The sequence below is a fragment of the Delftia sp. DT-2 genome (genome assembly GCF_028401915.1).
Lineage (GTDB): Bacteria > Pseudomonadota > Gammaproteobacteria > Burkholderiales > Burkholderiaceae_C > Comamonas > Comamonas tsuruhatensis.
Window position 1 is genome coordinate 36,849 of the sequence record NZ_JAQOTI010000001.1, and the last position, 25,199, is coordinate 62,047.

The window sequence follows — 25,199 nt, forward strand, 5'->3', positions numbered from 1 at the left end:
TTATAGGTAGGCGCTTCCTAAGATCGCATCCAGGGACATTGAAATGTTCTATAGAGCGGCCACAACCGCCAACTCTTTCATCGGAGCAAAAGGAGACAAACCATGCTCAAGCTGTTCATCGGCATAGGCATCCCGTACATCGCGGTGATCGGCCTGCTTCCCTGGGTCGCGTCCGTCGATCGCTTCGTGTTCGGCGTGCCCTTCATCTACCTGTGGATCTTCATGTGGTTCGTGCTGACGTCGCTGTGCATGCTCGTGTGCTGGCTGATGTTCGACCGCCACGAAGCCGACGACGCGCAGTCCGCCTGAAGGGAGCACCGCCATGACCACCGCAGTCTTTCTGGGCTTCATCGCGCTGTCCCTGTACCTGGCCATCCGCTCGCGCACGGGCAAGGGGGCGCAAAGCGTGCATGACTTCTTCGTCGCCTCCCGCCAGTTCGGCGCCTACCTGGTGTTCTTCCTGGCCGCCGGCGAGATCTACAGCATCGGCACCATGGTCGGCTTTCCGGGCGGCATCTACGCCAAGGGGCCGACCTATGGCGTCTGGTTCCTGGGCTACATCCTGCTGGCATATCCGCTGGGCTACTTCCTCGGCCCCATGATCTGGAAGGCGGGGCTGCGGCACAACGCCATCACGCTGCCGGACCTGTTCAAGGGCCACTTCGGCAGCCGTGCGCTGGAGCTGATCGTGGCCGGCTCGGCCATCCTGTTCCTGCTGCCCTGGGGCCAGCTGCAGTTCACGGGGCTGGTGGCCGCGCTCAAGGGCCTGGGATGGAATTTCCAGCCGCTGCACCTGCTGCTGATCTCTGCGGGCCTGGCCTTCACCTACATCGCCATCTCGGGGGTGCGCGCCTCGGCCTATATCGCCATCCTCAAGGACATCCTGATGGTGGTGGCCATCATCGCCACGGGCGTGGCCGTGGGCTGGCATGCGGGCGTGGGCGATGTGTTCACCGCCGCCAGCGCCAAGGTCAGCAACCACATGACCGATACGCAGCTGCGCTTTTCCATGAGCACCATGCTGTTCCAGGCGCTGGGCTTCTACATGATGCCGTTCGCGGTTCAGAACTTCTTCACGGCCAAGAGTTCGCACACCATCCGCCGCACGCAGATCGCCATGCCGCTGTACATGCTGATGTACCCCTTCCTGGTGCTGGCCTCGTACTACGCCATCAGCCAGAACCTGCAGCTGGCATCGCCCAACGAGGCCTTCTTCGCGGCTGCCGTGCGACTGCTGCCCGACTGGCTGCTGGGCCTGGTGGCCGCAGGCGCCGCGCTGTCGGGCCTGCTGGTGCTGGCGGGCATCTGCCTGGCCATCGGCCCCATCGTGGCCCGCAACCTGCTGCCCGGCCTGCCCGAGGCCAAGCAAAAGCAGGGCGCCAAGGTGGTGATCGTCATCTACCTGGTGCTGTCCATCGTGATGACGCTGCTCACGCCCAACCTGATGCTGACGCTGATCAACACCACCTACTACGGCGTGACGCAGTTCTTCCCGGGAATGATGGCCATCCTCTTCGGCTGGCGCATCCGGCCCCTGGCTGTTGCCCTGGGCATTGCCTGCGGCCAGGCGCTGGCCATTGCGCTGTACATCCAGCAGCCGGATTTCGGCGGCATCAACCTGGGCTTCATCAGCCTGGCGCTGAACCTGCTGGTCACGGCCATCGTCCACTATCTGCCCGGTGCCGCGCGCGTCAAGGCCGCCTGAAAAAGACCACCACCATGAACCACGACGAGAACGCGCGCACGCAGGTCTTTGTGGCGCGCACCATCCTCACCATGAACCCGGCCCAGCAGCAGGCCACCCATGTGGCCGTGCAGGGCGGCCGCATCTTGGCCGTTGGCCAGGAGGCCGACATGGCTGACTGGCCCGAGGCCGAGCGCATCGACCGACTGTGCGACAAGGTCCTCATGCCCGGCCTGATCGAGGCGCACAGCCACCTGATGGAAGGCGCCATGTGGGAGGCCGTGTACCTGGGCTACTTCGATCGGCGCGATCCCGAGGGCCGCCTGTGGCCCGGCCTGCGCACGCTGGACGCCGTGCTGGCGCGCCTGGCCGAGGCCGAGCGTGCCCTGCCCGATGCGCAGGCCACGCTGCTGGCCTGGGGCTTCGATCCCATCCTCTTCGGCAGCAGCCGGCTGTCGGTGCGCGAGCTGGACCGTGTCTCCGCCACGCGGCCCATCGTCATCCTGCATGCCAGCGTGCACCTGATGAATGTGAACTCGGCCATGCTGGCGCTGGCCGGCATTGACGAGGACACCGACATCGACGGCATCCACAAGGACGCCGAGGGCCAGCCCACGGGCGAGCTGCAGGAATTCGCCGCCATGTACCCCGTGCAGAAGGTGATCGGCAGCGCGCTGTCGCTGGCCGCTGCCGAGCAGCGCGAGGCCATCTGGAAGTTCGGCCGCGTGGCCCAGCTCGCGGGCGTGACCACGGCCACCGACCTGGTCAGCGATCTCTCGCCCCAGGGCCTGGCCGCGCTGCGCGAAGTCACGGGCGACGCGGCCTATCCACTGCGCATCGTCCCGGCCTTCGCGCCGCAGCGCAACCCGGAAGGCGGTGCCGCGCGCGTGCACGCCGCTGCCGCATCGTCGGCCAGCGACAAGCTGCAGTTCGGCCCCGTCAAGTTCATCGTGGACGGCTCCATCCAGGGCTTCACCGCGCGCCTGCGCGCTCCCGGCTATGCGGGCGGGCAGCCCAACGGCCTGTGGCTGATTCCCCCGTCGCAGCTGCCCGCGCTGTTCGAGCCCTTCCACCTGGCCGGTCTGCAACTGCACATCCACACCAACGGAGACGAGGCCACCGAGGTGGTGCTGGATGTGATCGAGGACCTGCTGGCCAGGCACCCGCGCGCCGACCATCGCCACACCCTGCAGCACTGCCAGCTGGCCAGCATCGCCCAGCTGCAGCGCGCCGCGCGCCTGGGAATGTGTGTCAACTTCTTCTCCAACCATCTCTATTACTGGGGTGATGCCCACGCCGAGCAGACCGTGGGCATGCAGTGGGCCTCGCGCATGAATGCAGCGGGCACGGCGCGGCGCCTGGGCATGGATTTCGCCATGCATTCCGATGCGCCCATCACCCCTATCCACCCCCTGTTCACCGCCTGGTGCGCGGTGCAGCGCGAAACCGCTTCAGGCCGCGTGCTGGGCGAGGCCGAGCGCCTGTCGGTGGACGATGCCCTGCATGCCATCACCATGGGCGCGGCCCGTACCCTCAAGCTGGAGCAGCGCGTGGGCAGCATCGAGCCCGGCAAGCTGGCGGACTTCGCCGTGCTGGAAGACGATCCCCGCGCGGTGGCGCCCGCCGCCCTCAAGGACGTGAAGGTCTGGGGCACCGTGCTGGGCGGCCGCATCTTCCCCGCGCCCGGGTCAGCGCCATGAGCACGCCGGCCGCCGCGGCGCAGCGGGCGCCCGTTCCCATGGTCGTCGTGGGCGGTTATCTGGGCGCGGGCAAGACCACTTTGCTCAACCGGCTGCTGGAGCGTGCCGATGGCCTGCGCGTGGCCGTGCTGGTCAACGACTTCGGCGAGATCAACATCGACGCCGCCCTGATCCGCACACGCAGCAGCGACGTGCTGCAGCTGGAAAACGGCTGCATCTGCTGCTCCATCGGCGGGCGGCTGGCCGAGGCCCTGGCCGCCGTGGGCGCGCGGCCCGACCGCCCGGACCTGCTGGTCATCGAGGCCAGCGGCGTCTCCGACCCCGTGCGCATCGCCCAGGTCGGCATGCTCGACCCCGCGCTGCAGCTCAACGCCATCCTGGTGGTGGTGGATGTCCAGGCCGTCGATGAGCAACTGTGCGACCCGCTGGTCGGCGACATGGTCCGCCGCCAGATCTCGGGCGCGACGGCGCTGGTGCTGACCAAGGCCGATCTGGCCGGCGCATGTGCCACCGAAAAGGTGGCCGCGCGCGTGGCCGGCATGGCGCCCGGTGCCGTGGTGCTGGCGGCCCGCCATGGCGAGATACCGCTGGCCGTGTTCATTGATGCGGCTGCCTCGCCACGCCGCCCGCAAGGCCTGCTGCAAGCGGGCGGCTCCTGGAAAAGCCAGGCCGGGAACATGGCCGGCATGGCCGGCATGGCCGATGTGGGCAGCTTTTCCTACGCAACGCGCCGCTGCTTTGACCGGCAGCGGTTGCGGCAGGCGCTGCGTACGCTGCCTGTCCCCCTGTTGCGGGCCAAGGGCATCGTGCGGCTGGGCGGGCAGGACAGCGTCCAGGAAGTCCACGTGGTGGGTGGGCGCTTGCGCATTGCCAGCCTGCATGGGGCCAGGGTCTCGGAGTCCGTGTTTGTCTTCATTGGCTGTTTCACGGCGATGGGGCGGGAGGCGATACTCCGCTGTCTTGAGGGAGCCCTGGCCGCGCCATGAAGACAACTTTGGCGGTGTCGAAATTTTTGGAATTTTGGATTTCGGGCCAAAAAAACGTATTAGAATTTAGGTCTTCTAGGGGAGTCGCCAAGTTGGTAAAGGCACCGGATTTTGATTCCGGCATGCGAGGGTTCGAGTCCTTCCTCCCCTGCCAGATAGACAAAGGCCCTGACAGTTGTGCTGTCAGGGCTTTTTTGTTTTCGGGCTGCAGGCCAGGCTCAGGCCGCGGCCAAGTGTGAGTCGGCACTTGCCATGGCGGCGTTGAGCGTTGCGCGTATGCCCTGCGCATAGGGCGTCTTGGCAATGGGGCCCAGCAGGGCGTGCAGGGCGGAGTCCTCCATGATCAGCGGATCGGTCAGCAGGTAGTGCATCTCGGCCAGCTCGCGCATGAAGGGGTTGAACAGGCCGGCCAGGCGCAGCGCGGTCTTTCCTGCAACGCGCAGCTTCAACGGCCTGCCGGTCAGGCGTTCGATCTCCGAGACGACGTCGCGCTGCGTGATCGCCCCCGCGCCGGCGAGGTGCCAGACCTTGCCGAAAGCCTGCGGCGTGCCGATCAGGCGCGCCACGACGGGGCCCGCATCGGGCACATAGACAAACTCATGCGGCCGGTCCAGCGGGCCGACCATGTCGGCCCGGCCGCCACGGGCCGCTGCCTCGAAGGCTCCGTGCAGCAGGCTGTTGTGTACTCCGGGACCGTAGAAGTCGGGCAGGCGCAGCACGGTGGCCTCGATGTGGCCCTTTGCATGGGCTTGCAGCAGCAGGTCCTCCTGGGCTTTGCGCATGCGGCCCTTGAAGGTATGGGGCTCGCGCGGATGGTCTTCTGCCACGGGCAGGGTGCGGGCCTTTCCGTAGGGATAGACGGTGCCGATCAGCACGATGCGGCGCACGCCCGCGGCAATGGCGCCTTCCAGCGTCTTGCGCATCAGTTCGGGATGCAATTGAAACTGCCAGTAGTTCACGCCCACCAGGTAGATCAGCGTGTCCACGCCGTGGGCGGCAGCCTCGACGGAGCCGGTGCTGTCCGGGTTCCAGGGGACGATCTCGGCCAGCGGGTCGGCGCCGAAGGTCTGGCGCAGGCTGGCTGCGTTGCGGCCGACCACGCGGTAGGCGCGGCCCTGTTGTCTGAGCGCGGCGGCCAGGCTCTGGCCGATGGCGCCTGCGGCGCCGAAGAGTGCAATGGATGGCATGGGCTGGGTCCTGTGGTGACAGCCTCAGTGTCAGCAACCCGCTGCAAAAAGAAAATTGCCTAGAATTCTCTGGTGTCCATGCATAAATGAATGGATGAGTGATGTCGGAACCCCACTGGGAGTGGTATCGCAGTTTTTTGCAGGTGCTGGAGTCCGGGTCGCTGTCAGCGGCGGGCCGGGCCATGGGTGTGGCGCAGCCGACCGTGGGCCGCCACATCGACGGGCTGGAGTCGGCGCTGGGCCTGCAACTGTTCACCCGCTCATCCGATGGCTTCGCGCCCACGGAGGCGGCCTACGAGCTTCAGCCCTATGCAGCCAGCATGGCCGCGACGGCGGCCGCGCTGCGCCGCGTGGCGGCCAGCCATGGCTCGGGCGTGCGCGGCACGGTACGGCTGACGGCCAGCGAGGTGGTGGGCGTGGAGGTGCTGCCGCCTGTGCTTGCGCAATTGCGCGCGGCACACCCTGAACTGGGCATCGAGCTGGTGCTGTCCAACGCGGTGGACGACCTGTTGCGCCGCGAGGCCGACGTGGCCGTGCGCATGTTCCGGCCGCAGCAGGAGGCGCTGGTGGCACGCCATATCGGCGCCATCGAGCTGGGGCTGCATGCCCATGAAAGCTATCTGTCCGCACGCGGCGTGCCGGAATCGCTGGAGGACCTGGCCGGGCATTCGCTCATCGGCTTCGACCATGAAAGCGCCCTGATCCGAAAGATGCAGCAGCAGTTTCCCATGCTCACGCGCGAAGGCATGGCGCTGCGCTCGGACAGCGACCTGGCCCAGCTGGGCGCCATCCGCGCGGGCTTTGGCATTGGCGTGTGCCAGTCGGCATTGGCGGCCCGGGAGCCGGGCCTGGTGCGGGTGCTGCCCCAGGCGTTTTCATGGAAGCTCGATACCTGGGTGGCCATGCACGAGGACCTGCGCAAGAGCGAGCGCTGCGCCGTGGTCTTCAAGGCCGTGGCCCAGGCGCTGACGGCCTATGCCAGAGGCGGTGCCTGACGCCCGGCACCCAGGGGCACTTGTGCTTCAGCCGGCGTGCAGCAGGCAGGAGCGCGCGAGATGGCGCAGCGTGGACTTTCTGCGCTGGGTGGCGACAAAGGACTGGCAGTTGTGGGCGATGTAGGCGGCCATGACCACGGTCAGGCTGGCGATGGCCCACAGCGGAATGGGCAGCAGGGAATCGAGCAGCGCCGCGCACACGGCCAGCATCGACAGGCAGGGCAGCAGCCGCAGCAGGGCGGCTTGCCGGGGTTGCTGATTGCGCAGCAGGGTGAGGACTTGGGTGGCGGTCAGCCTGCGGAATCTGCCGGCTTGCTTGCGAAAAACGTTCACGGCGCGGTAGGGCGTTGATGTGGATCAAAAATTTGTGTGTAAATGTATCATCTTGGTGCATGCCCATCAAGCGATGTGTGGCGCCATGACAAAGGCCCGCGCAGTGCGGGCCTCTTGCGGCAATGCCTGTGCAGGCGTCAGCGCATCTCGATCTCGATGGCGATCAGCACGAAGGCTGCCATCCACAGCGTCTCCACCACCAGCAGTGCAAAAGGCCGCCAGCCAGCCTGGGCCAGTTGCTGGAACGAGGTCTTCAGGCCCAGGGCCGCAATGGCCAGCACCAGGCAGTTGCGCGACAGGTCGCTCAACTGGTGCTGCAGGCCCGGCGGTACCCAGCCCAGCGAGTTGATGGCCACCAGCGCGACGAACACCCACAGGAACCAGGGCACCAGGCCCGGCTTCTTGCCGTGGTGCTGCTCGGCCGCTGCCTCGCGCTGGCGCTTGAACAGGGCCGAGACCATGACCACCACCACGGCCAGCATGGACACGCGGAACAGCTTGACGATGGTGGCGTAGTCGCCCGTGGCCTGGTCGATGGTGTAGCCCGCGCCCACCACCTGGGCCACGTCGTGGATGGTGCCGCCGATGAACAGGCCCGCCAGCTCGGGCGGCAAATGCAGGGCGCGCGCCACCAGCGGGTACAGCACCATGGCGGCCGTGGACAGCACGGTGACCGTGACCACCACGGTGAGCGTGAAGCGGTCGCTGTCCTTGTCGCGCGGCAGCACCGACGAGATGGCCAGCGCCGCCGAGGCGCCGCAGATGGCCACCGCGCCGCCCGACAGCACGCCCTGCGGCCGCGTCAGGCCCAGGCGCCGGCCCAGCAGCGTGCCGCACAGCAGCGTGGTGACCACGGCCGCGATGACGATCAGCGCCGTGGTCCAGCCCAGGCCCGCGATCTGCGTGGCCGTGATGCGCGCGCCCAGCAGGCCCACGCCCAGGCGCAGCACGCCGCGCGCGCAGAACTCGATGCCCGGCTTGGCGCGCGCGTCCTGGCTCAGGAAGTGGAAGGCCACGCCGAAGAACAGCGCGAACAGCAGCTGCGGCCCGCCATGCAGCGTGGAGACGAAGGTCGCCGCCAGCGCGATCACGCCCGACAGGCCCGTGCCGGGCAGGAGCCTGAGCCACTGCAGCATGCGCGGCACGGGCGCCTGCGCAGCCACCTGTGCTTGGACCTGGCTCATGACTGCTCCTTGCCGCCCGCCGCGCTGGCCAGCACGGCCAGCGCGCAGGACGCAATGCGGCTGGCCACGGAGTCCGAACGGCTGGTCAGCACGATGGGCACGCGCATGCCCAGCACCAGGCCCGCGCATTCGGCGTCGGCCATGTAGACCAGCTGCTTGTAGATCATGTTGCCGGCCTCCAGGCTGGGCACCAGCAGCACGTCGGGCTGGCCGGCCACATCGGAGACGATGCCCTTGTGATGCGCCGAGCGCAGCGAGATGGCGTTGTCGTAGGCCAGCGGCCCGTCGAGGATGGCGCCGCTGATCTGCCCCCGGTCGGCCATCTTGCACAGCGCGGCCGCGTCGATGGTGCCGGGAATGGCGGGGTTGACCGTCTCCACCGCCGAGAGCACGGCCACGCGCGGCCGGGCAATGCCGATGGCACGGGCCAGGTCGATGGCGTTCTGCGCAATATCGCGCTTGTCCATCAGCGTGGGGAAGATGTTGACCACGCAATCGGTCATCAGCAGCGGGCGCTCGAAGCCCGGCAGGTCCATCACGAACACATGGCTGGCGCGGCGGCTGCCGCGCAGGCCGGCCTCGCGCGCCACGGCGGCGCCCAGCAACTCGTCGCTGTGCAGGCTGCCCTTCATCAGCGCGCGGGCCTGGCCGCTGCCGCACAGCGCCGCCGCCTGGGCAGCCGCCGCGCGTGGATCATCGGCGGTGGAATGGATGGACGCGCCCGCCAGGTCCAGCCCGGCTGCCTGGGCCGCCGCCCGGATGCGTGCCTCGGGGCCGACCAGCAGCGGCGTGATCAGGCCCGCCTGCGCGGCCTGCATGGCGGCCTGCAGCGAGCCTGCATCGCAGGGATAGGCCACGGCCACAGGAATAGGGCCTTGCGCCTTGGCCTGGTCGAGCAAGTGCTGGAGATGGGGACGGGGCGTGGCGGGCGCATCATCGGCGGCCACGGCAAGTGAAAGTGGGGGGACCATGAAAGCTCCTGCGGGAAAGTACAGGGCCCGGCGCGAGCAACGCAGGGAATCTGGGAATCGGCTTTCGAGGGCCTTGCGCTTCACCCAGGCGCATGAAACCGGCGCGGCCCATCCCAGGGACACCGAGGAAGGGCCGCCCCGCACCGAGGGTGTCGTCCCCCTCCCCCGCGCAGCGGGTAGAGAGGGGGAAGGCGCGTCAGCGCCTCAGGGGGTTAGACAAAGTCCTTGTACTTTTCGAGGAAGCGCACGGGCTTGGAGAGCGCATCGCGGCGGAACGGGTCACCCAGTTCGCGCGTGCACATCACCTCGATCACGCAGGTCTTGCCGTGGTTCATCTGCAGGTCGATGGCCTTCTTCAGCGCCGGGCCCACGTCCTCGATGTGGTCGACCACGATGCTCTCGGCGCCCATGGCGCTGGCAATGGCTGCGAAGCTCTCGCTTTCCAGCTCGCCGGCCACGAAGCGGCGGTTGTAGAAGTCCACCTGGTTCTTCTTCTCGGCGCCCCACTGGCGGTTGTGGAAGACCACGGCCGTGACGGGAATGTCATGGCGCACGGCGGTCATGATCTCCACCATGCTCATGCCCCAGGCGCCGTCGCCGGCGTAGGCGATGGCCGGGCGGTCGGGCGCCGCGCACTTGGCACCGATGATGGTGGGCAGGGCATAGCCGCAGTTGCCGAAGCTCATGGGCGCGAAGAAGCTGCGCGGCTCGTCGAAGCGCAGGTAGCTGTTGGCCACGGAGTTGATGTTGCCGATGTCGGTGGAGACCATCACGCGCGGCGGCATGGCCTTTTCCAGCTCGCGCAGCACCTGGCGCGGGTGCAGGTACTTGCCGCCCGTGGGCGTGCGCTCGCCCTTGGCCTCTTCGATCATGTCCAGGCTGTAGGGGTCGCGCTCATGCGTCCACTCGTCCAGCTCCTTTTCCCAGGCCGCCTTCTCGGTGGCGATGGTGTCGGCGCGCGCGGCCTTGGTGGCGTCGCAGGCCAGGGTCTGGCCCTGCAGGCGGCGGCCCAGCTCGCGTGCCACGGCCTTGGCGTCGCCGTGGATGCCCACCGAGATCTTCTTGACCAGGCCCAGGTTGGTGTGGTCGGCCTCGACCTGGATGATCTTGGCGTTCTTGGGCCAGTAGTCCATGCCGTGCTGGGGCAGGGTGCCGAAGGGGCCCATGCGCGAGCCCAGCGCGATCACCACGTCGGCCTGGGCGATGAGCTTCATCGCGGCCTTGGAGCCCTGGTAGCCCAGCGGGCCGGCCCACAGCGGGTGCTTGGCGGGGAAGGCGTCATTGCGCAGATAGCCCGTGACCACGGGGGCGCCCAGGCGCTCGGCCAGCTGCCTGCACTCCTCGACCGCATCGCCCATGACCACGCCGCCGCCGGCCAGGATCACGGGGAACTTGGCCGTGGCCAGCAGTTCCGTGGCGGCCTGCAGGCTGTTTTCGCCGCCCGAGCCGCGTTCCACACGCATGGGCTTGGGGATTTCGCACTGCACTTCGCCATAGAAGTAGTCGCGCGGAATGTTCAGCTGGGTAGGGCCCATCTCGGAGATGGCGCGGTCAAAGCAGCGGGCCGTGAACTCGGCCATGCGCTTGGGGTTGCAGACATGGCCCTGGTACTTGGTGAACTCCTGGAACATGGGCAGCTGGTTGGCTTCCTGGAAGCCCCCCAGGCCCATGCCCATGGTGCCGGTCTCGGGCGTGATCATGACCACGGGGCTGTGGGCCCAGTAGGCGGCAGCAATGGCGGTCACGCAGTTGCTGATGCCGGGGCCGTTCTGGCCGATCACCACGCCGTGGCGGCCCGAGACGCGCGCATAGCCGTCGGCCATGTGGGCCGCGCCCTGCTCGTGCACCACGGGGATCAGGCGGATGCCGGCGGGCGCGAAGATGTCCATGGCATCCATGAAGGCCGAGCCCATGATGCCGAACATCTCCGTGACGCCGTTGGCCACGCAGGTCTCCACAAAGGCTTCGGAAGGGGTCATCTTCTGGACGCCTTCGACCACCGTACGATTGTTGGCTGCAGTCATGTTGTCTCCTTGAAAATGGAACTTTAAGTTCCGAAAAAAGAAATTACGGCGCAAGTCTAGGTGTGATTTCACCTGGATGTCAAACAAATTTCTTTTTTCGGAACAAATTGACTCGAAAAATTGAAAAACATATGATGGCCAACACCATGAACACCCGAGACCCTGTCCCTGCCCGTATCGATGGCGATACCCCCAACCTGCGGCTGTTCGCGCTGCTGGAGGCCATTGCGCAGAAGAACGAGCCCTTCACGCTGCAGACCATGGTCGAGGAGACAGGCCTGCCCAAGCCCACCATGCACCGCATGCTCCAGCAGCTCGAAGGCGCGGGCATCCTGCAGCGCGAGGGCAATGGCCGGCACTACGGCACGGGGCGGCGCCTGATGCGGCTGGCCGAAAGCGTGCTGCTCAACAACACCACGCATGGCGCGCGCCACGCGGTGCTGGCGCAACTGGTGCGCGACATCGGCGAGAGCTGCAACATCACCGCCTTCTCGGGCAGCGAAGTGCTCTACCTGGACCGGGTGGAAACGCCCGCGCCGCTGCGCTTTTATCTGCACCCGGGCTCGCGCGTGCCGGCCCATTGCTCGGCCACGGGCAAGCTGTTCCTGAGCCAGATGGCGCCCGCGCAGCGCAGGCGGCTGCTGTCGGCCGTGCCGCTGGAAGGCTTCACGGCCAATACGTTGACGGCCTTCGACGCGCTGGACGCCGAGCTGGACCAGGTGCGCGCCCAGGGCCATGCCTTCGACAACGAGGAATTCCTGCCCGGCCTGCTGTGCCTGGGCGTGCTCGTGCCCTCCATCCAGGGCGGCCCCTCCAACATGGGGCTGGCCGTGCAGGCGCCCATCATGCGTTTCCCGCGCGAACGTGCGCTGTCCTTTCTTCCCCAACTGCGCGCGGCGGCCGAGGCGATTGCGCGCATCAACGACGAAGTCCCCCCGGGAGCCCCTGACGATGACTGAGCTGACCCTGATGCATCCCACGCGCACGCTTGGCGTGCGCGAGACCTTCGGCCTGGACACCGACATGCAGGTGCCGGCCTTTGCCGAACGCAGCGAGCATGTGCCGGCCGTGGACCCGGCCTACCGCTTCAACCCGCAGGCCACGCTGGCCATCCTGGCGGGCTTTGCGCACAACCGGCGCGTGGTCATCCAGGGGCTGCACGGCACGGGCAAGTCCACCCATATCGAGCAGGTGGCGGCGCGGCTGAACTGGCCCTGCGTGCGCGTCAACCTCGACGGCCACATCAGCCGGCTGGACCTGGTGGGCAAGGACGCCATCGTGCTGCAGGAGGGCCGCCAGGTCACGCAGTTCCAGGAAGGCATCCTGCCCTGGGCGCTGCAGCGGCCCGTGGCCCTGGTCTTCGATGAATACGACGCGGGCCGGCCCGACGTGATGTTCGTCATCCAGCGCGTGCTCGAACGCGAGGGCAGCTTCACCCTGCTGGACCAAAAGCGCGTGCTCCAGCCGCATGCGCAGTTCCGCCTCTTCGCCACCATGAACACCCTGGGCCAGGGCAACCTCAGCGGCCTGTACCACGGCACGCAGATGCTCAACCACGCCCAGCTCGACCGCTGGAACCTGGTCACCAGCCTGGACTACCTGGCACCGGCCGAGGAAGCCGCCATCGTGCTGGCGCGCGTGCCGCAGTTGGCCACGCCGCAGGGGCGCGAGCAGGTGGCCGCCATGGTGGCGCTGGCCGCGCTCACGCGCAAGGGCTTTGCGGTGGGCGACCTGTCGCTGCTGATGTCGCCGCGCACCGTCATCACCTGGGCCGAGAACGCGCAGATCTTCCATGACCTGCGGCTGGCCTTCGAGCTGTCCTTCCTCAACAAGTGCGAACCGGCCGAGCGGGCCATCGTGGCCGAGTACTTCCAGCGCTGCTTCGGCCAGGAACTGGCGCTGCGCGACGAGCCCGCCCATGCCTGCTGAGGCATCCCCCTCGCTGGCGCGCATGGAGGCCTGGGGCGGCGCGCTGCTGCGCGCCATGGCGGGCGATGCCTCGCTGCAATGGAGCGGGCAGACGCTGTACCGGGGCACGGCGCCCGTGGTGCTGGCAGCGGCCCACCAGGTCGATGTGCCGGCCCGATTGGCCGACCAGCGCGGCCTGCTCGACGGCGCCAGCCTGCGCCTGCGCCTGAGCGATGCCGCGCTGCACGCACGCCACCTGCCCGGCGACCCGGTGGAGCGGCTGGTGTTCGAACTGCTGGAGCAGTTGCGCGTGGAAAGCCTGGCGCCCGAGGAATGGCCCGGCGCGCGCGCCAACCTGCATGCGCGCTTTGTGCACTGGAGCCAGGCCTTTGCCGATTCGGGCCTGACCGAAAGCAGCCTGGGCATCCTGCTGTTCACCGTGGCGCTGACCGCCTGGAGCCGCCTGAGCTGCCATGAGCCGCCCGATGCCCTGGCCGACCTGGCCGAGGCCACGCGCGCCGGCCTGTCGGCGCAACTGGGCGCGCAGTGGGCCCTGCTGCGCCGCCACCGGCAGGACCAGCAGGCCTTCATTGCGCCGGCCCTGGCCATCAGCCGCTGGGTGGGCCAGGCCGTGCGGTCAGCCCAGGAAGAGGCGCCGCGCGGCGCTGGCGGGCCGCGCCGGCGGGGCAGTTTCGCGCTGCCGCTGCACTTTGAATCGCAAAGCCTGGATGCGCCGCCCGTGGCGCTCAGCGGCGACAGCCGCGCCTGGGCCGGCTCGGCCCACAGCTACCGCGTGTTCACGCGCGCCTATGACCGCGAGGCGCAGGCCACCGAGCTGATCCGCGCCGCGCAACTGGCCGAGTTCCGCGAGCAGATGGATGAGGAACTGGCGCGCAGCGGCTTGCATGCGGGCCGGCTGGCCCGCCACCTGCAGCAGCGCCTGGCCGTGCCGCGCCACGACGGCTGGCAGTTCGGCCTGGAGGATGGGCACCTGGATGCAAGCCGGCTGGCGCAACTGGTCAGCGATCCGCAGCAGCGCGCCATCTTCAGGAACGAGTTGCCGCGCCCCGTCAGCGATGCGGCCGTGGCCATCTTGCTGGACTGCTCGGGCTCGATGAAGGCGCATGCGCGCCCGCTGTCCCTGCTGGTGGACCTGCTGGGCCGCGCGCTGTCCATGGCCGGCGTGCCGGTGGACGTGCTGGGCTTTTCCACCCAGGCCTGGAACGGCGGCCGCGCCCGCCGCGACTGGCAGCGCGCGGGCCAGCCCCACATCCCGGGCCGGCTCAACGAGCGGCTGCACATCGTCTTCAAGGATGCCGCCAGACCCTGGCGCCACGCCCGCCACGGCGTTGCCGCGCTGCGCAGGCCCGACCTGTTTCGCGAGGGCGTGGACGGCGAGGCCGTGGAATGGGCCTGCGAGCGGCTGCTGGCGCGGCCCGCGCAGCGCCGCATCCTGCTCGTCATCTCGGACGGCTGCCCCATGGACACGGCCACGCACCAGGCCAACGACGAGCACTATCTGGACCAGCACCTGCGCCAGGTCATCGCCCGGCACGAGCGCGCGGGCGATGTGCAGATCCGCGCGCTGGGCGTGGGCCTGGACCTGGGCGTGTTCTACCGGCGCAGGCTGGCCGTGGACCTGCGCGAGCAGATCGATGAGGCCTTGCTGATGGACGTGGCGGAGTTGATCTGCCGGCCGTGATGCCGGCCTGCTAGCGGCTTCGCTCAGCGACCATTCCGTCCGGGCAGGGCGGCAGATCTAGCGGATCTGCGCGACAAAGTCGCTCACCAACTGCGCAAACTCCGCGGGCATTTCCACGGCACTCAAATGCGCGGCGGGCAGCGACACCAGCTGCGCGCCCGGAATCTGCGCCTGCATGTCTTCGGACAGGGAAGGGGGCGTGGCCTCGTCGCGGCTGCCTGCAATGACCAGCGCGGGGCAGGCGATGCGCCGGTTGCTCTCGCGCAGATCGATGCCGCCCACGGCCGCACAGGCCGCCGCATAGGGCGCGGCCGCCGTGGCCTCCAGCCCGGCGCGCAAGGCTGCCACTCGGGCGGCCTGCCCGGCGCGGAATTCGGGCGTGAACCAGCGCTGCATGGCGCCATCGGCAATCGCGGCCACGCCCTGGGCGCGCACCGTGGCAATGCGCGCCTGCCAGCCTGCGCGCGCGGCCTCGTCGTAGTAGCTGGCCGAATTGGCGACGGTGATGCTGCGCACCAGCGCCGGATGACGCGCTGCCAGGGCCTGGGCCGTCATGCCGCCCATGGACAGGCCCACGAAGTGCACCGGCCCCTGGCCCAGCGCCTCGATCACGCCAGCGGCGTCGTCTGCCAGGTCGTTCATGTCGAAGGCCTCGCCGATGGCGGGCGAGCGGCCATGGCCCCGGTGGTCGTAGCGCACCACGGTGAAGCGGTCTTGCAGGGCCTGGGCCACGCCGTCCCACATCTGGAGGTCACAACCGAGCGCGTGGCTCAGAACGAGGGCCGGGCCTTGGCCCTGCTGCACAACATGGAGTTTCGACATGGCGGTCACTGCTTGGGGAAAAGGCGATTATGGGATGGCCGGTGCAGGCTGGCGGATACGGATACCACGCATATCCGGCATCCGGCCAAGGCGCGGCGATGGCAGCGCTCAGGCCACCCTGTCCCAGAACTGCAGCTGTGCCGACCCCGGCGCGATCAGTTCCAGATAGTCCTGGCAGGCCGGATCGAACGGTCCCTGGCCCCACTTGCTGCACAGCTGGTGGGCGCGGCCGGCGCTATCGGCCAGCACCACGTCGGCATACAGGCCGGGGTCGTGGGCGCTGCGCATCACGCCATGGGCCGTGAAGCCGGGCTCATTCCGGTACAGGCCATCGGCCATGCGGTGCGCGGCGGCGGCCAAGGCATGGGAATCGGCGCCGGGGCGCAGCCGGAACAACGAGAACTCCATGCCCTGCGGCAGTCCATGTTCCCCGCCGTGGCTGAACACGCTGGCGCCCAGCAAGGGAGGATGCTCCACGCGCATCAGCCCGAAGTAGGCCGCGCAGGCAGCCGACCGGCCGGCCTGCGCTAGGGCGGCACGGGCAGCCTCCTGTGATTGCCAGGTGACGACATCCGCATAGCGCCCCTGGCCCAGCTGGACCAGATGGCGTGACAGGCATCCGCCCTGCACATCCAGGAACTGGTGCTGCATGGCGCTGGCGGCTTGCAGCAGGGTGTTTTCCGTCACACCGGGCAGCAGGCTGAACGCTGCCCATTCGATGACTTGCATGGCATTTCTCCGTGGATTGAACATGCCGCCCATGGTCCCTGCATCGCTGCCATTCAATGGCTGTCAATTGCGCCATGATGCCGGCCATGAAACCGCGCACGCTGCCCGCCCGTCTGTCCCGGCTTGACGCCCTTTCCCAGCGCCTGTCCGATGGCGCCGTGCACGGCGTGGCGGCGCTGTCCGAGGAACTGGGCGTCAGCCAGCGCACGCTGGCGCGCGACCTGTCGTTGCTCAGGCAGCAGGGCTGGGAGCTGGACAGCTCCTCGGGCAGGGGCGGCGGTGTCCGCGTGGTCCATCGCTGGCCCTCCGGCCGCGTGACCCTGCGGGGTGACGACGCACTGGAGCTGCTGATGTCCCTGGCGCTGTCGGAAGCCCTGGGCCTGTCGCTGGCGGGGCGTCATGGCGAACTGCGCCGCCAGTTCGCGCGCTGCTTTGCGCCGGCCGATCGCGCAGATATCGCGCAACTGCGCCAGCGCATCCGCGTGGCCTCGCCGGTGTCGGTCGAAGTCCAGGCTTCGCTGCGCGAGCGTGCGCAGGGCGTGGAGGCGCGCGCCAGCGTCTACCAGGCTTTTGCACAGCAATGGATGCTGGCCTTGACCTACCTGGACGGACGCCAGCGCCGCAGCGAGCGCGTGGTGGAGCCGCAATGTCTGCTGCTGGCCTGGCCGTTCTGGTACCTGCTGGCCTGGGACTGCGAGCGCGAGGGCGTGCGCACCTTCCGGCTGGACCGCATCGTGCAGGCGCGTCGCGGCGGACAGCGCTTTCAGGTGCGCGACCCGGCCCGGTTTTGGGCCGCCTGCGACGAGGTCGGCGTGGCCCTGTGACGGCCTGCCCCCATAATCCCCAGCCATGCAAGCCCTGCGCAACTCCGTCCCACTGGCCCGCCTGGTCATGGCGTGGTTCGCGCTGACGCTGGGCCTGGCCATTGCATCGCCCCTGGTGCACCCCCAGGCCATGGAGCTGGTCTGCACGGCTGGCGGCAGCGTCAGGCTGGTCGTGGTCAACGGTGAAGAAGGACAGGCGGTGTCTGCCCAGCATTCGCTGGACTGCCCTCTATGCCTGGCGGTGACGCCGCCGCCGGCGCATGTCCCTCCCTCCTGGGCGCAACTGCAGCCGATGGGCCGCGCGCTGCAGCCCATCGTCTCTGCCCGCATTGCCTCCCTGGTCGGCGCGCCGCTGCCGCCGCGCGGGCCTCCCTTGTTGCTGTTGATCGCCTGAGCCCTTGGCTGCTTGCAGCGCTGTCCCGCGCTGTCTGGCCGCTGGCCTGTCTCAGAACATTGCCGCACCGGCCGGGCGCAGCCTTGGCGGTGCGGCTTCGCCAAGATTCCACGCAGGGATGCCATGTTCCGTTCCGATTGCCATGCGGCGCCGCAGCGCGCCGCCGATTTTTCTTCGACCCTCCCATCCGTTGCTTCCGTCGCCCTGTCTCGCCGTGCCTGCCTTGGCGGCGGCCTGGCCGCACTGGCGCTGCTGGCCGGCTGCAAGCCCGCCGCCGTACCGTTCAAGGGCATAGACCTGACCGGCGCCCAGTACGGCCGGGACTTCCGCCTGCGCGATGCCGATGGCCGCGAGCGCACGCTGGCCGACTTCAAGGGCCAGGCCCTGATGGTCTTTTTCGGCTTCACCCAATGCCCCGATGTCTGCCCCACGGCGCTGACGCGCGCCCTGGAAATACGCCAGCTGCTGGGCGCCGATGGTGCCCGCCTGGCCGTGGCCTTCATCACTATCGACCCCGAGCGCGATACGCCCGAGGTGCTCAAGGCCTATGTGGGCGCCTTCGATCCCGGCTTTGTCGCGCTGTGCGGCGACGAGACGCAGACGGCCGAGGTCGCCAGGGAATTCAAGGTCTTCTACAAGAAGGTGCCCACGGGGGCGTCCTACACCATGGACCACTCGGCCATCACCTATGTCTTCGATCCCGAGGGCCGGCTGCGCGTGGCGTTCCGCCATGAGCAGGACGCGCAGGACTGCGCGGCCGATCTGCGCCAGATCCTGCAGGCTGCATGACGGCTCTGCACTTTCTCAGGTGGCCGGCGCAACAGGCCTTTGCGCAGCAGCCTCCGCCCTGGCCCAGGCAGCGACCATTCTTGCGGAGGTGAAGGTACGCCAGCGGCGCGAGCGCCGTTGCCATCGGTCAAAACCTTGTCTGGATCGTCCCGTCCTTGTGCTAAAAATGTGCGGCTCCATCCACCCGGACGCTCATCCAGCCAGACGGAAAGGGACACCTAGCGCCATGAAGAGGCTTCTTTCCGACAAGGTGCTCCTGCGCCTGGTGCTCGGCAACCTGCTGGTGGCCGGCCTGCTGGGCCTGGCCACCTGGTTGAGCCTGCGCGCCAACCACCAGGCCGACCTGGACCTGGGCGTGGCCGTCACCCGGAACCAGGCCCGCAGCCTGAGCCTGGAGCTGACGGCCGAGATGCGGCTGGTGGACAACGCACTGGCCACCGTGGCAGGCCGCTACCGCAGCCGGGGTCTGGACGGCGACGATGTGGCGGCCCTCGCCCTCTATGAAATCCTGCAGGAGCAGCGTGCCCTGCTGCCCTTTGTCACCGCGCTGCGCGTGACCGACGCCAAGGGCCAGGTGCTGCTGACGGCCAACGAGGAAGAGCCCCCGTTTTCCGTGGCCGACCGCAGCTACTTCGAGCGCGCGCGCCACTCCGACCGCATGGTGATCTCCGATCCGCTGGTCAGCCATTCCTTCAACAAATGGGCCATCGTGATGGCACGCCGGCTGCAGTCCGGGGACGGGGATTTCAAGGGCATCGTCTATGCCGTGGTCTCGGCCACGCATTTCCAGTCGCTGTTCCGTCGCCAGGCCTTCGGGCCCGACAGCGCCATTGCGCTGCGCTCGGACAAGGACCTGCTGGTGGCCCGCTACTCGGCGGCCGATCCGTGGTCCGTGGCCGGCATTGGCGGCTCTGCGGTCTCCAGCGAGTACCACCATGCCCTGGCCGGCAACCGGGACAGCGGCTGGTACATCACGCCCACGGTGATGGACGACGTGGAGCGCATCACGGCCTACCAGCGGCTGGCCGGCTATCCCCTGACCGTCTTCACGGGCCTGGGCACACAAAGCTACCTGGCCGCATGGCGTGCATCGGCCTGGCGCGCCTGGGCACTCACGGGTCTCAGCATGGCACTGATCGCGCTGGGCTCGGTCAGCCTCTACCTGCTGCAGCAGCGCGAGCGCGTGGCGCGCATCCGGCTTGCCGAGCTGCTGCGCCAGCAGGAACTGTTCATGGACAACGACCTCATCGGCATCGCCCGCCTGCGCGAGCGCCGGCTGCTGTGGACCAACCAGGCCCTGCAGCGCATGCTCAAGCGCCCGACCGGCGAGCTGCAGGGCACCTCGGCGCGCATCCTCTACCCGGATGAGGAAACCTATGAACGCTCCGGCGAGCTGGCCTATGGTGCACTGCGCTCCAGCGGCAAATGCCATGCCCAGATGCAGCTGAAGACCAGCGATGGCAGCCTGCTCTGGGTCGATGTCAGCGGCGCAGGCCTGGCCCACGGCGAATCGATCTGGGTCTTCGTGGACATAGACGCGCTCAAGCGTGACGAGCAAGCCGCACAGCACCAGGCGCTGCACGACGTGCTGACCGGCCTGGCCAACCGCCGCGCACTGCAGGCCCGGCTGCAGCGCGAACTGGCCCAGGCCTGCGGACCGGGGCAACTGGCCGTCTGCTTCATGGACCTGGACGGCTTCAAGCAGATCAACGATACCGAAGGCCACGATGCCGGCGACGAAGTGCTGCGCATCGTCGCCCGCCGCCTCACCACCCAGGCCCGCGAAACCGACTGCGTGGCCCGCATGGGTGGAGACGAATTCGTGCTGCTGCTGGGCGAACTGGCCTCGGCCAACGACGCCCTTCAGGCCATGCAGCGCTGCCTGGCCTCCATCTGCCAGCCCATCCGCCTGGAAAACGGTGCCACCGTCCAGGTCGGCGCCAGCATCGGCATCGCCCTCAATACCGCCCGGGAAAACACCACCCAGCTGCTGCAGCGCGCCGACGAGGCCATGTATGCGGCCAAGCGCGCGGGCAAGGGGAGGGTGGTGGTGGCGGAGGAGTAGAGGCGGAAAATATGGTAATCCCTCGGATAAATCCGAAAATTGGATTGTGGAGTCTCTCTTTGGGGAAGCTCTGATGGAGAGATCACTTCTCCAAGCCTGTCTTATGGCGCTCCATATTTTCCGATGCAGATTTTATGGCGGGTATATAAGAATAGCTGGTCATGAACTTATCAAGATTCTCAAGGCCTATTTGGTGATCTTTGCTTGCTATCACTTTCTTCATGATTTTTAATCCAATATCCGGAGAAATGGATAGCGCCAGCAGCTCTCTGGGATCTATGAGTGGATTTTTGAAGGGGGCAGAAAGAATATCCACGGGATCTGCCCCATTGAGGATTGACTCAACGTTTGCTTTGGCCATGGCCCATTCATTGTATTGAATGGCTTCTGTCAGGCTGAAACTGAAAGGAGCGCCGGAAAATTTGATGGGATGGCTGTTTATGTAAACCAATAGTTCGTGATCTATGATCTTTTTTCTGTTGCTTTCTGTTATGCCGGATATGTAATTGTATAGCACAATATTTGAATATTCGTCCCCTGTGTTTAAACCGTTTTTGATCATCGCTTTGTCGTCAAAAAGAAAACCCATGTGTATAGATTCTCCAGCATATTCTGCGGTGGTCAGGATCCCATTTTTCAGTCCCAAGTCGAGAACTCTGATGGCTTCGGAGGCGTTATCCAGACTATTGAGTGATCTCGTATAGTCGAAAATTGCGGATTTGACTATGTCTTTGGATCTGTTGCTGTCAATGACGCTAAGCAGTTCTTGGCGGAGGGATTCTCTGACCTCTCTGCGTTGGGTCGATCGAATGATGTTGTGAAGCCGGTTAGTTGCTTGCAATTTCTCATCGTGGGATAACGGATCTGCAAGAGATGTGCGAAATCTATCAATTTCATCCTGAATGAATGCGGAAGTCTGGGATGCACTTGATTGTTGCTGTTCCACTATGACTTGATTCGCATTTTGTGTGTCTTCGTTTGCTGTGCTTTTTGATTGTTGATTAAGAATTTCGGTCTTTACATTGGGTGTGATGTGGTTCTGCGGTTTTAAAGATTCGTTTATAAATAGATAGGCTGCATATAATGCGGCGACAATGATGGAGTAAGATATTATTCGCTTCATTGCCATTGCCATTGCTTGAGTTTGTTATACAAGGCAGCAGGTGCTTTGACATTGGCTCCTGCCGCATCAATATATTTTTGATACCATGAGGCTATATTTGCATCAATAATTCGTAAAGGTAGCCATTGGCCCTGAATGTGTGAGTGAGCATGTGATCCAGGACTTCGAACCGTTGCGCCCATAATATCCGTTATAAAAGTATCACACCGATATCTTCCTTTCGTCGGAGGCCAGGTTACGTATTTATTCCAGTCCCTGCTGGGTGGAATATTCACCGTAGGCTCGGCTGGAGTAACGTAAGGTGTCACAACATATGTTGCACCTATGACATATATTTGATTTGCTCTCGCAACCATCGCATACAAGGCTGGGTAAGATTGCTTGTTAGCTCTTGGTCTGTCAAAATCCTCTGTGCATGCAGAAGAGAAGCAAGAGAGTACGTTATGGTCAGGCCATTTGGTTCTGCTTATTGGCCAAACTTTGCTGCGTTTGAAAAAATTCTCGTAGTTGTTTTTCTGAACAACCTGCGGCTCGTTGAGAACTTCAATTACGGAAGTTCCATCCCATATTCCGATGTGCCCGGCACCTTCGATAACTGGCCAATCTAGATTTCTCGCAACTATGTCTCCGACATAATATGGGCGCTCTTTAATTCCGTCGCCAGGGAACTTGATTTTTACAGGTGAGTTGTTCAATTGCTCGACGAAACCATTACGTCCTATGGAGTAAACTAGAACTCTGTGTTCCTGTCCGTCTTTCAAGTCTTCAGTAAGATTTATGGGTATGGAGAAACCATGCGCACTGTGGCTGCCAAGGCAAGCCGATCCTACAGCGGGTTCCCTGATTATATTTGCGCTGCTCCCACCAAGAAATTGGTTGTCATCGCGCCAAACGTGTACGGCCACTATGTCATTCGGAAATCTGACATCACACGCCCAGCCAGTAACCATTGCGACCGAATAGTTGTCAATGTATCCTTTTGAAAATACATTGTTTGCATAGATGAGAAATGCAAGAAGGAAATAGTATTTTATATTGCGCATGGAATTTCATTTCAATTTTCGGTTGATATATGAATGCGGCGGCAATAGATGTCGTAGATTGCCTAGAAACTAAAGATGATTGGATTTTCATACGCGAGGAATTCATGCTATTCTCTATGCGTCTCGTTGAAAATAAGACAGCTCCTATTTTTCCTTGTTTTTGAAGGAAAAATAGGAGTGTTCCTAGTTCGGGTGCGCGGAGCTAGGTGGTGAAGCCATATGGCGGCATCGCGTTAATGCCGCAGACAAGGCTCTGCCGAAACCAATTTGGCAGTTTGGGCTGTTCACGGTTGTGAACAGCAAAAATGGGCGTTGCGAGACGCTCGCTCCGCGTGCGGCAAATGCCAGCAGGCTAAGAAAGCCCCAATTTCGAGAGTCGAACCAAAAGTCGACGCCATGCCATTGATAGCCCGAGGCCGGGCGGCAGACCCGGCCTTTTCTTTTCTTGCTTTCGCTTTTCAGCGCTCGGCCTCTTCAATCCATATCCGGATCCTCGTCGCAGCCCGAGCCATTGACGGAGCACATGGAGCCTATCTTGATTTTCCGCATGGGCTGCTTTGCCAGCCTTTCACAGCGCGACATTTGCTCTGCATACATATCGTCCATGTGCGTGCCGTCAATCATGATCACCCCATTGCGAATGATGGGCTTTGCCTGACCATCGGCAAGGGCGAAGGCCATTTTTCGGAGAAGAAAACCGGCATGGTGGCAAGGGCCCAGGGCCATGGCAATCCTGGTCATTTCAGGATCTGGAACGCGGCTTTTGGCCTGCGTCAGGCTGTCCATCTTTTCCATGAAAGCCCCGTCGTTCTGCGCGATCTGCCCCACCAGCTTGGTCATGCCCGCCTGATTGCGCTTTTTCACAAGATCCGCGATCTGGTCCTCCAGGCGTCTTGCCGCAGCGGCATCACCGAATGCAGCCAGAGAGGCAGATAGTGCATCGTTCTCGGCCGCCGATGCTCCGTTCGGCACACACAGTACAGCGCTCGCAGCGAGCAAGGCAGCCATGATCCGGCGAGTCCGGATTGCGCCTTGCGGCCGCAGGCGTCCTCCCAATGCAATGGTGTTCATGTTCTTTGAAGATGGATTGAAATGAAAAATCTCCATTGCACAGGTGCAGTGGAGAAGAAGGGCTTGGGCGGGAATGGCCAAGCCGCCGAACTCTATCTCAATATGCGAATGGATATGCAGGCATCAGCCAGTCAATTGCTTTGTCGCACCACCAGCTCATGACCCAGATCCAGGCTTGGCGATTCACCGGTATCTCCCCGCATCCATTGCCGCAGCATGCGCACACCTTCGGTGCCGACGCGGCCAAGGTGCGGATTGTGGTGGCGGGTGGGTAGGGCTATGGAGGCCGTACCGCTGCTGTGATCGGGGCAGTTACCGGGCCAAGGTGGGCCTTGGGCTCAACAAGGCAAGACCTCGAATGCCGAGCCAAAAGACGACGCAAGGCCGTTGATGGCCCGTGTGCACACGCGTGCCCGGTTGAATGCGATGTCGCACAGCAGCGCGATGGCAAAGGCCAGATAGGCCATGTAGGCCAGGCCGATGTAGCTGCCAAACACAATGGTGTGCAGCCAGTCCTGTGCGAACAGATACAGCATGGCAGTCACCGCTGAGGCGGTCACCAGCACGATGGCGGGCAGTGCCAGCTGCAGCCCCGCCCGCCTGCGTCGCGCCGTCACGCCGGTCAGGGCCAGAAACACCAGCGCATTGGACGCAGTGAAGATCCTGAACTCCCGCAGCAGGCTGGCCGTGGTCTGGTGGTAGGCCGACTCGATGAATTCCACCAGCCGGGCGCGCATCTGGATCAGCGATGCCAGCTGGGTGGCTTGGCGCTGCTGCATGTAGACGGCATTGCGCTTGCGGCATTCGCAGTCAGCACGGCGCATGTCGGTCATGACCGAGGCCACCTTGTCGGGAATGCCTGCCTCGATCTCGCGCCGCACTGCGGCGATCTCGCTATCTGTCCTGCCAAGCGCTTTCTGGGCCAGGTCCGCCATGCGCGAGCCTGTCAGCGTGTCCAGCTGGGTGCCCAGCCTGTGCTCGATCTCGATGCGGATGATCTCCTTGCCCAGGTTCTCGACCAGCAATGGCGAGGAAAACGAGAGCACGAAGGCCGATCCGAACAGAACCGTGCCCACGATGCCGAAAACCAGGATGAGAGCCCGCATATCGTCGCAGTGCAGTGGCTTGTCAGCGCTTTTGCGGCGCCATGCCCAGCGTGGCCAGCAGCCCCCTGCAGCCGTCCTCCACCAGGTCCAGCACGTCCTCGAAACCCCGGTCGCCGCCGTAATAGGGGTCGGGCACTTCGCGTGCGGAGTGCTCGGTGCAGAAGTCCGTCAGCCGCTGTACGCGGTGCCATTCGGACTCGGGGCAGATCCTGCGCGCGGCGGATTCGTTGGCGCCATCCATCACCAGCACCTGATCGAATGCCGTGAAGTCCTCGGCCCGCAGTTGCCGCGCGCGTTGCTGCGAGAGGTCATAGCCGCGCCGCGCGGCATGGGCCTGGGAGCGGCGGTCGGGTGCCTCGCCCACGTGGTAGCCGTGCGTGCCTGCGGAGTCCACTTCGATGCGGCCCGCCAGGCCCGCGTCGGCCACCATTTTCTCGAGCACGCCGTGGGCCGTGGGGCTGCGGCAGATGTTCCCTGTGCAGACCATGAGGATTCTTTTCCTCTTGGTGGCTGGCCTGCGGTCAGCTGACTGTTCCCGAATCTGTTCCATAAATCTCCC

Annotated in this window: 24 protein-coding genes and 1 tRNA gene; 13 read left to right on the top strand and 12 right to left on the bottom strand. The window is 65.4% G+C overall.

What is annotated here, in order from left to right:
- Positions 1-102 precede the first annotated feature (102 nt).
- From PO605_RS00195 to PO605_RS00215, 5 genes are all read left to right on the top strand, one after another.
- Positions 103-309 carry a DUF3311 domain-containing protein gene (locus tag PO605_RS00195; RefSeq protein ID WP_016450086.1) on the top strand — a complete coding sequence of 69 codons (207 nt, stop codon included), beginning with the start codon at positions 103-105 and terminating at the stop codon, positions 307-309.
- A gap of 13 nt (positions 310-322) precedes the next feature.
- The gene (locus tag PO605_RS00200) at positions 323-1,705 is read left to right on the top strand and encodes a sodium:solute symporter family protein (protein ID WP_047472983.1); all 1,383 of its coding nucleotides are present in this window, start codon (positions 323-325) and stop codon (positions 1,703-1,705) included.
- A gap of 14 nt (positions 1,706-1,719) precedes the next feature.
- The gene (locus PO605_RS00205; RefSeq protein WP_047472984.1) at positions 1,720-3,384 is read left to right on the top strand and encodes an amidohydrolase; all 1,665 of its coding nucleotides are present in this window, start codon (positions 1,720-1,722) and stop codon (positions 3,382-3,384) included.
- Complete coding sequence (locus PO605_RS00210; protein WP_272205752.1) at positions 3,381-4,370, top strand: CobW family GTP-binding protein; 990 nt, start codon at positions 3,381-3,383, stop codon at positions 4,368-4,370. The genes PO605_RS00205 and PO605_RS00210 overlap by 4 nt, the downstream gene beginning before the upstream one ends.
- Positions 4,371-4,447: 77 nt before the next feature.
- Positions 4,448-4,524, top strand: a tRNA-Gln gene (locus tag PO605_RS00215).
- Between the two features lie 64 nt (positions 4,525-4,588).
- On the opposite strand, the gene PO605_RS00220 is transcribed toward PO605_RS00215, so the two are convergent.
- Positions 4,589-5,557: an NAD-dependent epimerase/dehydratase family protein gene (locus tag PO605_RS00220; protein WP_047472070.1), complete on the bottom strand. Its 969-nt coding sequence runs from the start codon at positions 5,555-5,557 to the stop codon at positions 4,589-4,591.
- A gap of 101 nt (positions 5,558-5,658) precedes the next feature.
- Here PO605_RS00220 and PO605_RS00225 point away from each other — a divergent pair, with 101 nt between their 5' ends.
- Positions 5,659-6,552 carry a LysR family transcriptional regulator gene (locus PO605_RS00225; RefSeq protein WP_016450081.1) on the top strand — a complete coding sequence of 298 codons (894 nt, stop codon included), beginning with the start codon at positions 5,659-5,661 and terminating at the stop codon, positions 6,550-6,552.
- A 27-nt stretch (positions 6,553-6,579) separates the two neighbouring features.
- Here PO605_RS00225 and PO605_RS00230 read toward each other — a convergent pair whose 3' ends face one another.
- From PO605_RS00230 to xsc, 4 genes are all read right to left on the bottom strand, one after another.
- Positions 6,580-6,885: a hypothetical protein gene (locus tag PO605_RS00230; RefSeq protein WP_047468904.1), complete on the bottom strand. Its 306-nt coding sequence runs from the start codon at positions 6,883-6,885 to the stop codon at positions 6,580-6,582.
- A gap of 137 nt (positions 6,886-7,022) precedes the next feature.
- Positions 7,023-8,069 (bottom strand): YeiH family protein, encoded by a 1,047-nt coding sequence (locus PO605_RS00235; protein ID WP_016450079.1) that lies wholly within the window; start codon positions 8,067-8,069, stop codon positions 7,023-7,025.
- Positions 8,066-9,040, bottom strand: coding sequence for a bifunctional enoyl-CoA hydratase/phosphate acetyltransferase (locus PO605_RS00240; RefSeq protein ID WP_016450078.1), 975 nt, complete (start codon positions 9,038-9,040; stop codon positions 8,066-8,068). Before PO605_RS00240 ends, PO605_RS00235 begins: the two co-directional genes overlap by 4 nt.
- A 212-nt stretch (positions 9,041-9,252) precedes the next feature.
- Complete coding sequence (xsc, locus tag PO605_RS00245) at positions 9,253-11,064, bottom strand: sulfoacetaldehyde acetyltransferase (protein WP_272205753.1); 1,812 nt, start codon at positions 11,062-11,064, stop codon at positions 9,253-9,255.
- A gap of 131 nt (positions 11,065-11,195) precedes the next feature.
- Between xsc and PO605_RS00250 the strand changes: the two genes are divergently transcribed.
- The 3 genes from PO605_RS00250 to PO605_RS00260 are packed head-to-tail and all read left to right on the top strand — an operon-like array spanning position 11,196 to position 14,674.
- Positions 11,196-12,023 (top strand): IclR family transcriptional regulator, encoded by an 828-nt coding sequence (locus PO605_RS00250; RefSeq protein ID WP_016450076.1) that lies wholly within the window; start codon positions 11,196-11,198, stop codon positions 12,021-12,023.
- Positions 12,016-12,993 (top strand): AAA family ATPase, encoded by a 978-nt coding sequence (locus tag PO605_RS00255; protein ID WP_013803829.1) that lies wholly within the window; start codon positions 12,016-12,018, stop codon positions 12,991-12,993. Before PO605_RS00250 ends, PO605_RS00255 begins: the two co-directional genes overlap by 8 nt.
- Complete coding sequence (locus tag PO605_RS00260) at positions 12,983-14,674, top strand: cobaltochelatase CobT-related protein (protein WP_272205754.1); 1,692 nt, start codon at positions 12,983-12,985, stop codon at positions 14,672-14,674. The genes PO605_RS00255 and PO605_RS00260 overlap by 11 nt, the downstream gene beginning before the upstream one ends.
- Before the next feature lie 57 nt (positions 14,675-14,731).
- Here PO605_RS00260 and pcaD read toward each other — a convergent pair whose 3' ends face one another.
- Both pcaD and PO605_RS00270 read right to left on the bottom strand, forming a co-directional pair.
- Positions 14,732-15,496, bottom strand: a complete 765-nt coding sequence (gene pcaD, locus PO605_RS00265; RefSeq protein WP_016454307.1) for a 3-oxoadipate enol-lactonase — start codon at positions 15,494-15,496, stop codon at positions 14,732-14,734.
- Between the two features lie 108 nt (positions 15,497-15,604).
- Positions 15,605-16,225 (bottom strand): hypothetical protein, encoded by a 621-nt coding sequence (locus PO605_RS00270; protein ID WP_026063043.1) that lies wholly within the window; start codon positions 16,223-16,225, stop codon positions 15,605-15,607.
- Positions 16,226-16,311: 86 nt separating this feature from the next.
- Between PO605_RS00270 and PO605_RS00275 the strand changes: the two genes are divergently transcribed.
- The 4 genes from PO605_RS00275 (at position 16,312) to PO605_RS00290 (ending at position 20,297) form a co-directional block, all read left to right on the top strand.
- A complete protein-coding gene (locus PO605_RS00275) occupies positions 16,312-17,049 on the top strand; it encodes a helix-turn-helix transcriptional regulator (RefSeq protein ID WP_223275176.1) in 738 nt (245 codons plus the stop codon).
- 25 nt (positions 17,050-17,074) lie between these two features.
- Complete coding sequence (locus PO605_RS00280) at positions 17,075-17,443, top strand: DUF2946 family protein (RefSeq protein ID WP_016450071.1); 369 nt, start codon at positions 17,075-17,077, stop codon at positions 17,441-17,443.
- Between the two features lie 123 nt (positions 17,444-17,566).
- The gene (locus tag PO605_RS00285) at positions 17,567-18,232 is read left to right on the top strand and encodes an SCO family protein (RefSeq protein WP_047467997.1); all 666 of its coding nucleotides are present in this window, start codon (positions 17,567-17,569) and stop codon (positions 18,230-18,232) included.
- Positions 18,233-18,458: 226 nt separating this feature from the next.
- On the top strand, positions 18,459-20,297 hold the full coding sequence (locus tag PO605_RS00290) for a sensor domain-containing diguanylate cyclase (RefSeq protein ID WP_047467998.1): 1,839 nt from the start codon (positions 18,459-18,461) through the stop codon (positions 20,295-20,297).
- Positions 20,298-20,379: 82 nt separating this feature from the next.
- Here the strand turns inward: PO605_RS00290 and PO605_RS00295 are convergent, their stop codons facing one another.
- From PO605_RS00295 to PO605_RS00315, 5 genes are all read right to left on the bottom strand, one after another.
- On the bottom strand, positions 20,380-21,426 hold the full coding sequence (locus PO605_RS00295) for a hypothetical protein (RefSeq protein WP_197065086.1): 1,047 nt from the start codon (positions 21,424-21,426) through the stop codon (positions 20,380-20,382).
- A complete protein-coding gene (locus PO605_RS00300) occupies positions 21,417-22,463 on the bottom strand; it encodes a hypothetical protein (protein ID WP_082001447.1) in 1,047 nt (348 codons plus the stop codon). Before PO605_RS00300 ends, PO605_RS00295 begins: the two co-directional genes overlap by 10 nt.
- Positions 22,464-22,937: 474 nt before the next feature.
- A complete protein-coding gene (locus tag PO605_RS00305; RefSeq protein ID WP_272205755.1) occupies positions 22,938-23,615 on the bottom strand; it encodes a hypothetical protein in 678 nt (225 codons plus the stop codon).
- A gap of 257 nt (positions 23,616-23,872) precedes the next feature.
- Positions 23,873-24,640, bottom strand: a complete 768-nt coding sequence (locus PO605_RS00310) for a hypothetical protein (protein WP_047468000.1) — start codon at positions 24,638-24,640, stop codon at positions 23,873-23,875.
- A 22-nt stretch (positions 24,641-24,662) separates the two neighbouring features.
- The gene (locus PO605_RS00315; RefSeq protein ID WP_442855446.1) at positions 24,663-25,190 is read right to left on the bottom strand and encodes a low molecular weight protein-tyrosine-phosphatase; all 528 of its coding nucleotides are present in this window, start codon (positions 25,188-25,190) and stop codon (positions 24,663-24,665) included.
- Positions 25,191-25,199 lie beyond the last annotated feature (9 nt).

What these genes read in the sequence shown, in the direction of transcription:
- PO605_RS00195 (WP_016450086.1), top strand. Translation starts at nt 103, where the DNA reads ATGCTCAAGCTGTTCATCGGCATAGGCATCCCGTACATCGCGGTGATC.
- PO605_RS00200 (WP_047472983.1), top strand. Translation starts at nt 323, where the DNA reads ATGACCACCGCAGTCTTTCTGGGCTTCATCGCGCTGTCCCTGTACCTG.
- PO605_RS00205 (WP_047472984.1), top strand. Translation starts at nt 1,720, where the DNA reads ATGAACCACGACGAGAACGCGCGCACGCAGGTCTTTGTGGCGCGCACC.
- PO605_RS00210 (WP_272205752.1), top strand. Translation starts at nt 3,381, where the DNA reads ATGAGCACGCCGGCCGCCGCGGCGCAGCGGGCGCCCGTTCCCATGGTC.
- PO605_RS00220 (WP_047472070.1), bottom strand. Translation starts at nt 5,557, where the DNA reads ATGCCATCCATTGCACTCTTCGGCGCCGCAGGCGCCATCGGCCAGAGC.
- PO605_RS00225 (WP_016450081.1), top strand. Translation starts at nt 5,659, where the DNA reads ATGTCGGAACCCCACTGGGAGTGGTATCGCAGTTTTTTGCAGGTGCTG.
- PO605_RS00235 (WP_016450079.1), bottom strand. Translation starts at nt 8,069, where the DNA reads ATGAGCCAGGTCCAAGCACAGGTGGCTGCGCAGGCGCCCGTGCCGCGC.
- PO605_RS00240 (WP_016450078.1), bottom strand. Translation starts at nt 9,040, where the DNA reads ATGGTCCCCCCACTTTCACTTGCCGTGGCCGCCGATGATGCGCCCGCC.
- xsc (WP_272205753.1), bottom strand. Translation starts at nt 11,064, where the DNA reads ATGACTGCAGCCAACAATCGTACGGTGGTCGAAGGCGTCCAGAAGATG.
- PO605_RS00250 (WP_016450076.1), top strand. Translation starts at nt 11,196, where the DNA reads ATGATGGCCAACACCATGAACACCCGAGACCCTGTCCCTGCCCGTATC.
- PO605_RS00255 (WP_013803829.1), top strand. Translation starts at nt 12,016, where the DNA reads ATGACTGAGCTGACCCTGATGCATCCCACGCGCACGCTTGGCGTGCGC.
- PO605_RS00260 (WP_272205754.1), top strand. Translation starts at nt 12,983, where the DNA reads ATGCCTGCTGAGGCATCCCCCTCGCTGGCGCGCATGGAGGCCTGGGGC.
- pcaD (WP_016454307.1), bottom strand. Translation starts at nt 15,496, where the DNA reads ATGTCGAAACTCCATGTTGTGCAGCAGGGCCAAGGCCCGGCCCTCGTT.
- PO605_RS00270 (WP_026063043.1), bottom strand. Translation starts at nt 16,225, where the DNA reads ATGCAAGTCATCGAATGGGCAGCGTTCAGCCTGCTGCCCGGTGTGACG.
- PO605_RS00275 (WP_223275176.1), top strand. Translation starts at nt 16,312, where the DNA reads ATGAAACCGCGCACGCTGCCCGCCCGTCTGTCCCGGCTTGACGCCCTT.
- PO605_RS00280 (WP_016450071.1), top strand. Translation starts at nt 17,075, where the DNA reads ATGCAAGCCCTGCGCAACTCCGTCCCACTGGCCCGCCTGGTCATGGCG.
- PO605_RS00285 (WP_047467997.1), top strand. Translation starts at nt 17,567, where the DNA reads ATGTTCCGTTCCGATTGCCATGCGGCGCCGCAGCGCGCCGCCGATTTT.
- PO605_RS00290 (WP_047467998.1), top strand. Translation starts at nt 18,459, where the DNA reads ATGAAGAGGCTTCTTTCCGACAAGGTGCTCCTGCGCCTGGTGCTCGGC.
- PO605_RS00295 (WP_197065086.1), bottom strand. Translation starts at nt 21,426, where the DNA reads ATGGCAATGAAGCGAATAATATCTTACTCCATCATTGTCGCCGCATTA.
- PO605_RS00300 (WP_082001447.1), bottom strand. Translation starts at nt 22,463, where the DNA reads ATGCGCAATATAAAATACTATTTCCTTCTTGCATTTCTCATCTATGCA.
- PO605_RS00310 (WP_047468000.1), bottom strand. Translation starts at nt 24,640, where the DNA reads ATGCGGGCTCTCATCCTGGTTTTCGGCATCGTGGGCACGGTTCTGTTC.
- PO605_RS00315 (WP_442855446.1), bottom strand. Translation starts at nt 25,190, where the DNA reads ATGGAACAGATTCGGGAACAGTCAGCTGACCGCAGGCCAGCCACCAAG.